The organism is Frankia sp. KB5 (genome assembly GCF_002099325.1).
Classification (GTDB): domain Bacteria; phylum Actinomycetota; class Actinomycetes; order Frankiales; family Frankiaceae; genus Frankia; species Frankia casuarinae.
Genome location: NZ_MRUJ01000314.1, coordinates 1 through 6699, shown reverse-complemented (window position 1 = coordinate 6699; position 6699 = coordinate 1). Strand labels below are relative to the sequence as shown.

Below are 6699 nucleotides of genomic sequence, written 5' to 3'. Positions count from 1 at the left end.
CCGCCCACCCACGCCATCACCGAACTCTTACGATCGTCGCGTCCCCTCTCATCGATGGCGTATAGATGAGAGCTTCCTGTAGCTGCCTGCGGGCTCCGGGGACCTGTGATGTCATCAGTAGTAAGCAATGAAGTTCGAAGGGCTCTGCCTTCGGTCGGCGTCAACCTTGGGCGTCGCCCTCGCCCTACCTGCCAAGATGATGTGAGACAGAGGTCATCGTCTGGCGAGTAAGGTGCTTCCGCTGAACGCTCGGGTCGTGAAAGTTCCCACCGAACTTTCCTCACCTTGTGAATTGGGAATGTGTGATTTGGACAATTGCCAGCCACTGTTTCGACGCCTTGCTCGTATGGGTGGCCGGATGGCCTGGCCGGGAGGACGCAGATCCTCTCCACTGCTGATCCGGAGTAGAGGCTCCCGTTGACCGGTCCGGAGCCGGCCCGTTCCGCCGGCTGATCCGGACGGCGGCCGACCGCGGTGCGACGACGGAGGCAGACGGCTGCTGGCTCGGCAGTGTTCGTCCGCGGCTGCTGGTTCGCCCGTCGCTGATCGCGATCTACGGGTTACCAACCTGATCCGGCGTCCAAACCGGCCGGCTGCTCTGGGTGTTTCGCTCGGCGGACGCCCGGATCGGCGACTCGCCAGCCTGGTTGCTCACGCCGGCCGCTACCCGGCGACGGTGGACCGACCAGGTGCCGAGCGTGGGCGGCATCCAGTCCCGATCTGATCCTCGTTGGCGGCACCGTCCAAGAACTACCGGTTCCCGACGAAACCGCAGGTCGCGATCCACTGCGTGCCCGCCGCGCGCCGCCTGGTCGCGCGCGCCGCCCCCACCTTGTCCGGGCAAAGAGAAACCCCGGCCTGGACCCAGGCCGGGGCGCTCGTGGTCTCGGAGGGGTCAGCCGGCGGTCGGCACCGCCGCGGTCTCGTCGACGACGGCGAACAGGCCACCCTCGACATCGCGCCAGTCGCTGACGGGGCGGACGTCGAGGGTCGCGAGCAGCTTGTCGGCGCCCTCGCTGGGGGCGGAGAGGTCCATTCCCGATGCGATGGCAGCGCTGGCCGCCATGCTCAGCCCGGCCTCAGCTCCCGCCGCTGGCCGCGCCACCTGACCGGCTGGCCTTCGCCGCCAGAACGGCAACCCGGCACAGGACACCGGACGGCTGCGTCTCGGGCGCGGCGATCCGTGCCGGACGCCGAGAGTGACCGCATGAGCCGGTCGGCGTAGGAGTCCCGGCATTGCGCGAACCAGCCGCTCATGCATGACTACCTGTGGCGATGGACGCAGACAGYCAGGCTCGATTCATAGGTCAAAGCTATCTAGCCGGGTCGGAGGCTATTTACTCTGCGTGGTGGACCATGTGCACCAGCATCCGAATCGACTGATCTTGGTTGTAGGCCCTGAAATCGCCATCCGGCCGGTCGGCACTCGGGCGCTGACCAGGGCCGATTCCCAGTGACCGTCCGACCGGCAACATCGACAACCGGTTCGAACGTGCGTTCCGCAGACCTGGTGGTTCCTGGCACTTCCGCCCGTCTGCTGACCGTCATTGCGGGGGTTGTGGTGCGGGCGAGCGACCAGACATGCGCTGAGCCCGGGCCACGTCGCTACGGAGCCGGTCTTGCCGTCTGATCGAGTGCAACGAGAAGGCGTGCGCCGAATGCCGGGGCGCCGTGGGCACGCAGGTAGGTAGCGATGTCGTAGGCGGTCAGCGTGGGGCCGGATCTGCCGGTCCGGGCGGCGATGGCACGAACGGCCTTGACGACGAGGTCCGGGTGGAGGTCGAGTTCGTCAAGGAAGAAGTCGTCGAGGGACTGGCGAGTCAGGGGCATGGGAAGCGCGGCGGGTGGAAAGTCCGTGAGGTTGTCGGTAACGATCACGTCGGCTCGGCCGGCCATGGCGGCGGCGACGACGTGCCGGTCGTCGGGGTCAGGGAGTTCGATGGTCGGCACGAGCCGTTCCCAGCCGGTCACGGGGGCGTCCGGGAAGGTGGTCTTCATCTGCCGGAAGAGGCGGGTGAGGTAGGCATCGGCTTCTTCTGGTGACACGCCACGCTTGGCGAGCAGCGTGCGCAGGGTCCGTTCGAGCTCGTCCAGGATCTCGCTCGACCAGAGCGGCCGGTAGGCACCGGTGCTGGCGATCTCAAGCAGCATGTCGCGCGCCCTGCTGGGCACGAGGACGCAGGTGTCGAGTAGCGCTGAGAACATCCCGGTCAGCCTTCGGTCTTCTTGCGTGCGGCTTTCAGTGCCGCCCGGGTCTCGTCGGGGCTGACGTCGTAGAGGCCGAGACGCTCGGTATCGGCGACCATGTCGGCGAAGGCGAGGTCGGCGGCGTGGCGTTGGCGTCGGCGGTACTCCAGGAGGTCGTCGAGGCGGACCTTGCGGTGGCGGCTGGGCTTCTCGAACGGGATGGCGCCGCTCTCCAGCAGCCGAACCAGGGTGGTGCGGGAGATACGGAGCAGGTCCGCGGCTTCCTGGGTGGACATCGTCAGATGGTGCGGCGCCACCGTGACGGCTAGGCCCGCCTTCATCGCCGCGGCGACCTGCAGAAGGACATTGAACATCGGCTCGGGAAGCTCGACGCTGTGCCCGTCCGGGCCGGTGAGCCGAGGTCGCGGGTCGGCGGTCTGCCGGCCGCGGTCGCGAAGCGCGGCCAGGAAGTCGATGATCTCACCGGTGTCCTCGCCTGGCAGGTACGTCTCGTCGTGGAGCGGTTCGGGTCGGGTGGGTGAGGTCATGAACGGCCTCCAGGACGATCGAGGCGATCGGGGCGATCGGCATGCTCGTTTCGCTCGATTCTACGCCGACCATGCGCTGGTAGCTATCCACCGACGGCCACCGCGCCCATCCCCAGCTCGAACGAGGCACCCCGACGTCCGCGCGCCGTCGGATCAGTGCTCCGGAACATTCAGGACCAGAGGCCAAGGAGGGCTGCGTAGTCGCGGCGGCGGTTCGGTTGAGTGAGGATTTCGACGCTGTCGGTAGCCTGGTCGATCGCGCCGGGGAGATGGCCAAGCGGGCCGTCGGGTTGGTGTCCGAGCCGGGTGAGGAGGGCCCGCAGCCCCGGATCGCTGATCGCGTCGGTCAGCACGCGGGTGAGGCGTTGCGCGCCGAGTACCTGGATGTTTCGGGAGTGAAAGCGTCGCGGCGCGGGGTCGACGGGCTCGGCCAGACCGAGCCGGTTGGTGGCGGTGGCGAGGTGACTGGCCGCGGCGCACAGCGCTGCTTCGCGGTCCCGCCACCGCGGCGCATCGAGCGCGCGGCCCAGGTGCTCGCCGACCTGGTCCGCGAGGGTCAACTGCCCGAACGCGGTCATCAGCCATTTGCTGTACGGGGCCCAGCGGCATTCGAGGAGAAAGCCGATCCGGACGAGGTCACGGGCCAGGCGGGCGGCGAGTATGCGCGAGCCGAGGTCGTCGCCCCGGCTGCCGGTGCGGCCGATGAACGGTTCTTCCTGGCTGACCCGCAGCCAGCCGGCTGCCAGGACGTAGCGCCAGACGTCGTCTGGGTACCAGGCCAGCGCCCGGCGCCGCGCGGTGAGCAGATCGAGCGGGTCGTGCAGGACCACACCGGCTGTGAGACTGGCCAGGATCTGGGTCGGGGCCAGCAGCCAGTCCGCCAGATCCATCCCGTCGGCCGGGTCGACGCCGAGCCGGTCGACGAAGAACACCCGCGCAGTGGTCACCTCCACCTGGTGATGTGGCCAGCCGTCGTATCGGTCCCCGTCGGGATAGACAACCGGGAAACCGTCGAACCGCGCTGGCAGCCTCTCCATGGCGATCTCGATCGGCGTGGTATCGAGACCTGGCGGGACAAACAGCTGCACGCGGGGGCCGAAATCGTGGTCCGTGGAGACCTCGTCGTCGAAGCCGAGTACCTCGGAACCCTCACCGAGCAACGCGGCAGCGTGGGGCACGCCAGGGATCAGCGGCCGAACTGCCTGTTCGTAGAACCGTCGGCAAAGATCGCGACCGGACACGGCTCTGATCGTAGGGGCGACGGTGGGCTCCGATCGTCACATGGCTGGTCCGAGACCGCGGCTGTGCTGGGTTGCCGATCCGACCGCCAGTCACGCCGCGAGAAGAACCACCGCTCTCCAGGGGAGGTTGACTCAGTGCGCGGCATCGCTGTCTGGATCGCTTTTCCGGTCAGATCGAAGGCGTGGGCGTGCGCTCGTACAGCAGCACGACGCGGTCTTCGACAGGTTCGAAGCCGAGCCGCTGATACACGCTGTTGCTGGTCGGATTGGCCAGATCGGTGAACAACAGGACCTCGCGCGCTCCCGCTTCCAGCGCGGTCTGGCTCACCGCCGCTGTCACCGCCCCGGCGTAGCCTCTTCGCCAGAAGCCCGGCGGGGTATATACCGGCCCGATGCGGATCATCCCGCCTACCGGCCGGGTAATTCCGGCCACCGACACCGGCGCACCGTCGACCTCCCACAGGGTGAAGCCGCCATAGCTGAGACGGTCATCGACCCGCCTCGGGGCGTTGCCGGCGGCCGCACCGGTCTCTTCTTGGAACGCCGTGACCCAGGCCACGAGCAGGTCCTTGTCGGTTGCCTCGGCCGCACGAGGACGACCTGCGGGCTTTGGCTGGGGCGCTGCGAGGTCTCCGAGCCGATACAAACGCTCCCGGCGATGAAGAGATGGCGCGGCAGCTGTCCCCTGGTGCCAGGACGAGGCAAATGCGCTGGCCACCTGCGCTGGCGCATTTACCCCGGACAGCGGCCTTCCGCGCGGCCAGGACGCGACCAGCGACTCGACTGCCCGCGGCGGAACGGTCGTCAGAAGGACGGGATTCGGTGGGGTATGCACGAATGCGCTCTCGATGGGTCCGCCAGCCTCCAGCCACCAACCGAACAGGGGAGCCGCATCCCCGAATGCCGCCATGCCACGCGCTTGGAGCGTCTCGGCGACGGTGACCAACACGGTGTTCTCGGCCAGCTGGGACATCAGAAACTCGCCCGCCACCGCGAGAAACTCCTCAATGCTTCCGGTCATGAACCAGGCCACGCCCCATGGTCCCTGCTGGTGCCACGTCTGCGCACCCGGTTTTTCGCGAGCCGTCGGGCCAGCGGCTCTGACGCGCTTGCGGCGGCATGGCTGCCGATAGTCGAGTGATCTTCAAGCGTTAAGGCGGATGTGGCGGAGCTGGACGGCGAGTTGGCGTCCCTGTCGCACGAGTCGCCCTGATGTGTCAGGGCTGAGCGTGAACCCCGTGTGGCTTGCGACGTCATCCGCCACGGCGGAGATCGACAGGGTGTCGGTGGGGAGATGACGAGCGAACTCGGGAGCCCGCAGGACGTCGAGGGCACGGTCGAGCTGGCGGGCGCTGAAACTGCGGGACGTCTCACCGCGTCGGTGGATGCGGCGGATCATCGTCGTGCGGTCGGCAAGCAGCGTGACGTGCTCGACGCGGTGCCCGGCGGCGCGGGCCGAGGCCGTCAGCTCGCCGAGCAGGCCGGGGTCGAGGATGGTCATCGGCGCGATCACCGGGTCCTCGGGCCCTTGGAGAGCAAGGTGGAGCATTTCGCTGACCGCCTGGCGCCACAGGGGGACGTCGCGGAAGTCCATGCGCCGGGGCTTCGGGAGCATCCGGCGCATCGCGAAGCCGAGGTGCTCGGGGTCACTGATGAASCTTCCGGGCAGTCTGCGGTGCAGGTTGTGGGCGACCTGGGTCTTCCCGACGGCGTTCGGACCGTTGATCCAGATGAGGGTCGGCACCAGCCGAAGAATAGTCAGGCACGGGCAGACCAACATCGCCCGCCACACGCCACGACGGCCGCCCGCAGTTTGACACAGCGAATGTGAACGGCCCGGGGGCTCGGCCAGCCTGTGTGGCTCTCATGTAGTGGCGGTCTCCGTGCACCGCGGCACGAGCAGGCCGCCGATCCCCAGGACGTCGTCGAGCAGCCGCCGCACACGCTCGACCTCGTCGGCGGTGCAGTCGATCAGTACCTTGACCTCCACGTCGCGCTTGCCCGGATCCGCCGTCACGAAGAATCCCACCACACCGGCGCCGGCGGCGCTGCCGCGGAAGACGTCCATACCGCCGCCGTCCGCGGCCACGGTGCCCTCCAAGTAGCCGTAGTCGACGGGGTACACGGCCCGCGGCACCCGCGGGTGCCTGCTGCCGGCCGGCGGTCCACCACCAGCCGCGAGGTGGCCACCAGTTCGTCGAGGTTGCCGAAGAAGTGTGCGCGGGAGGTGTCAGACATGATCTCCGCCGCCGAATCGAGGACGTCCACGAGAGAGGCCACAGACACGAAGCGGTCAGGGCCATGTACATTGTCCTGCCGGCTCACGGTCCCTGCCGGCTCACCCAATACGGCGGCGCCGGGGGTCCGGTCCGGGTCCGGGGCCACGACAATGGCGGACGGCATCTGGACGTGACTGTCCCCTTCATCCCTGTCCAGGCCCTCGGCGAACAGATTGCCCCGCACGTTCTTGGTGCTGACCCGGTCGCTGCCGGTGGCGACGACGGGTGTCGTCGCCGGAAGTCGCCGCTACGCAGTACCTCGACGAGGCGGACGCGGTTCGCACGGCGGCAAAGTGGTCGTCCAGCCGGGGCTCGAACCAGCGGCCGAGGTCCTGACCAGCACCGTTCCACAGAGCCGGACCTCAAAGTGATAGATCGCAAACCGCATTCGTCCAGGTCGGATGCATGATCAAAAAACTGGTGGACCTAACGCACCACAATAAG

At 68.0% G+C, this 6699-nt stretch carries 7 protein-coding genes; all 7 read right to left on the bottom strand.

The window, feature by feature from the left end; translation table 11 throughout:
* Positions 1-895 precede the first annotated feature (895 nt).
* Positions 896-1066 carry a hypothetical protein gene (locus KBI5_RS26660; RefSeq protein ID WP_023841971.1) on the bottom strand — a complete coding sequence of 57 codons (171 nt, stop codon included), beginning with the start codon at positions 1064-1066 and terminating at the stop codon, positions 896-898.
* A 539-nt stretch (positions 1067-1605) separates the two neighbouring features.
* Positions 1606-2205, bottom strand: a complete 600-nt coding sequence (locus KBI5_RS23285; RefSeq protein WP_023841970.1) for a PIN domain-containing protein — start codon at positions 2203-2205, stop codon at positions 1606-1608.
* Positions 2206-2210: 5 nt separating this feature from the next.
* Positions 2211-2735 (bottom strand): helix-turn-helix domain-containing protein, encoded by a 525-nt coding sequence (locus tag KBI5_RS23280; RefSeq protein ID WP_011436292.1) that lies wholly within the window; start codon positions 2733-2735, stop codon positions 2211-2213.
* Between the two features lie 170 nt (positions 2736-2905).
* Complete coding sequence (locus tag KBI5_RS23275; RefSeq protein ID WP_235463168.1) at positions 2906-3913, bottom strand: DUF4037 domain-containing protein; 1008 nt, start codon at positions 3911-3913, stop codon at positions 2906-2908.
* Between the two features lie 232 nt (positions 3914-4145).
* Positions 4146-5009 carry a GNAT family N-acetyltransferase gene (locus KBI5_RS23270; RefSeq protein ID WP_011436290.1) on the bottom strand — a complete coding sequence of 288 codons (864 nt, stop codon included), beginning with the start codon at positions 5007-5009 and terminating at the stop codon, positions 4146-4148.
* Between the two features lie 111 nt (positions 5010-5120).
* Complete coding sequence (locus KBI5_RS23265) at positions 5121-5756, bottom strand: ATP-binding protein (RefSeq protein WP_085016474.1); 636 nt, start codon at positions 5754-5756, stop codon at positions 5121-5123.
* A gap of 84 nt (positions 5757-5840) precedes the next feature.
* Positions 5841-6113, bottom strand: coding sequence for a hypothetical protein (locus KBI5_RS23260; RefSeq protein WP_023841967.1), 273 nt, complete (start codon positions 6111-6113; stop codon positions 5841-5843).
* Positions 6114-6699: the final 586 nt, after the last annotated feature.

Bases quoted from the DNA above. Each gene is read 5' to 3' on its own strand.
- KBI5_RS26660 (WP_023841971.1), bottom strand. From the start codon at position 1,066: ATGGCGGCCAGCGCTGCCATCGCATCGGGAATGGACCTCTCCGCCCCC.
- KBI5_RS23285 (WP_023841970.1), bottom strand. From the start codon at position 2,205: ATGTTCTCAGCGCTACTCGACACCTGCGTCCTCGTGCCCAGCAGGGCG.
- KBI5_RS23280 (WP_011436292.1), bottom strand. From the start codon at position 2,735: ATGACCTCACCCACCCGACCCGAACCGCTCCACGACGAGACGTACCTG.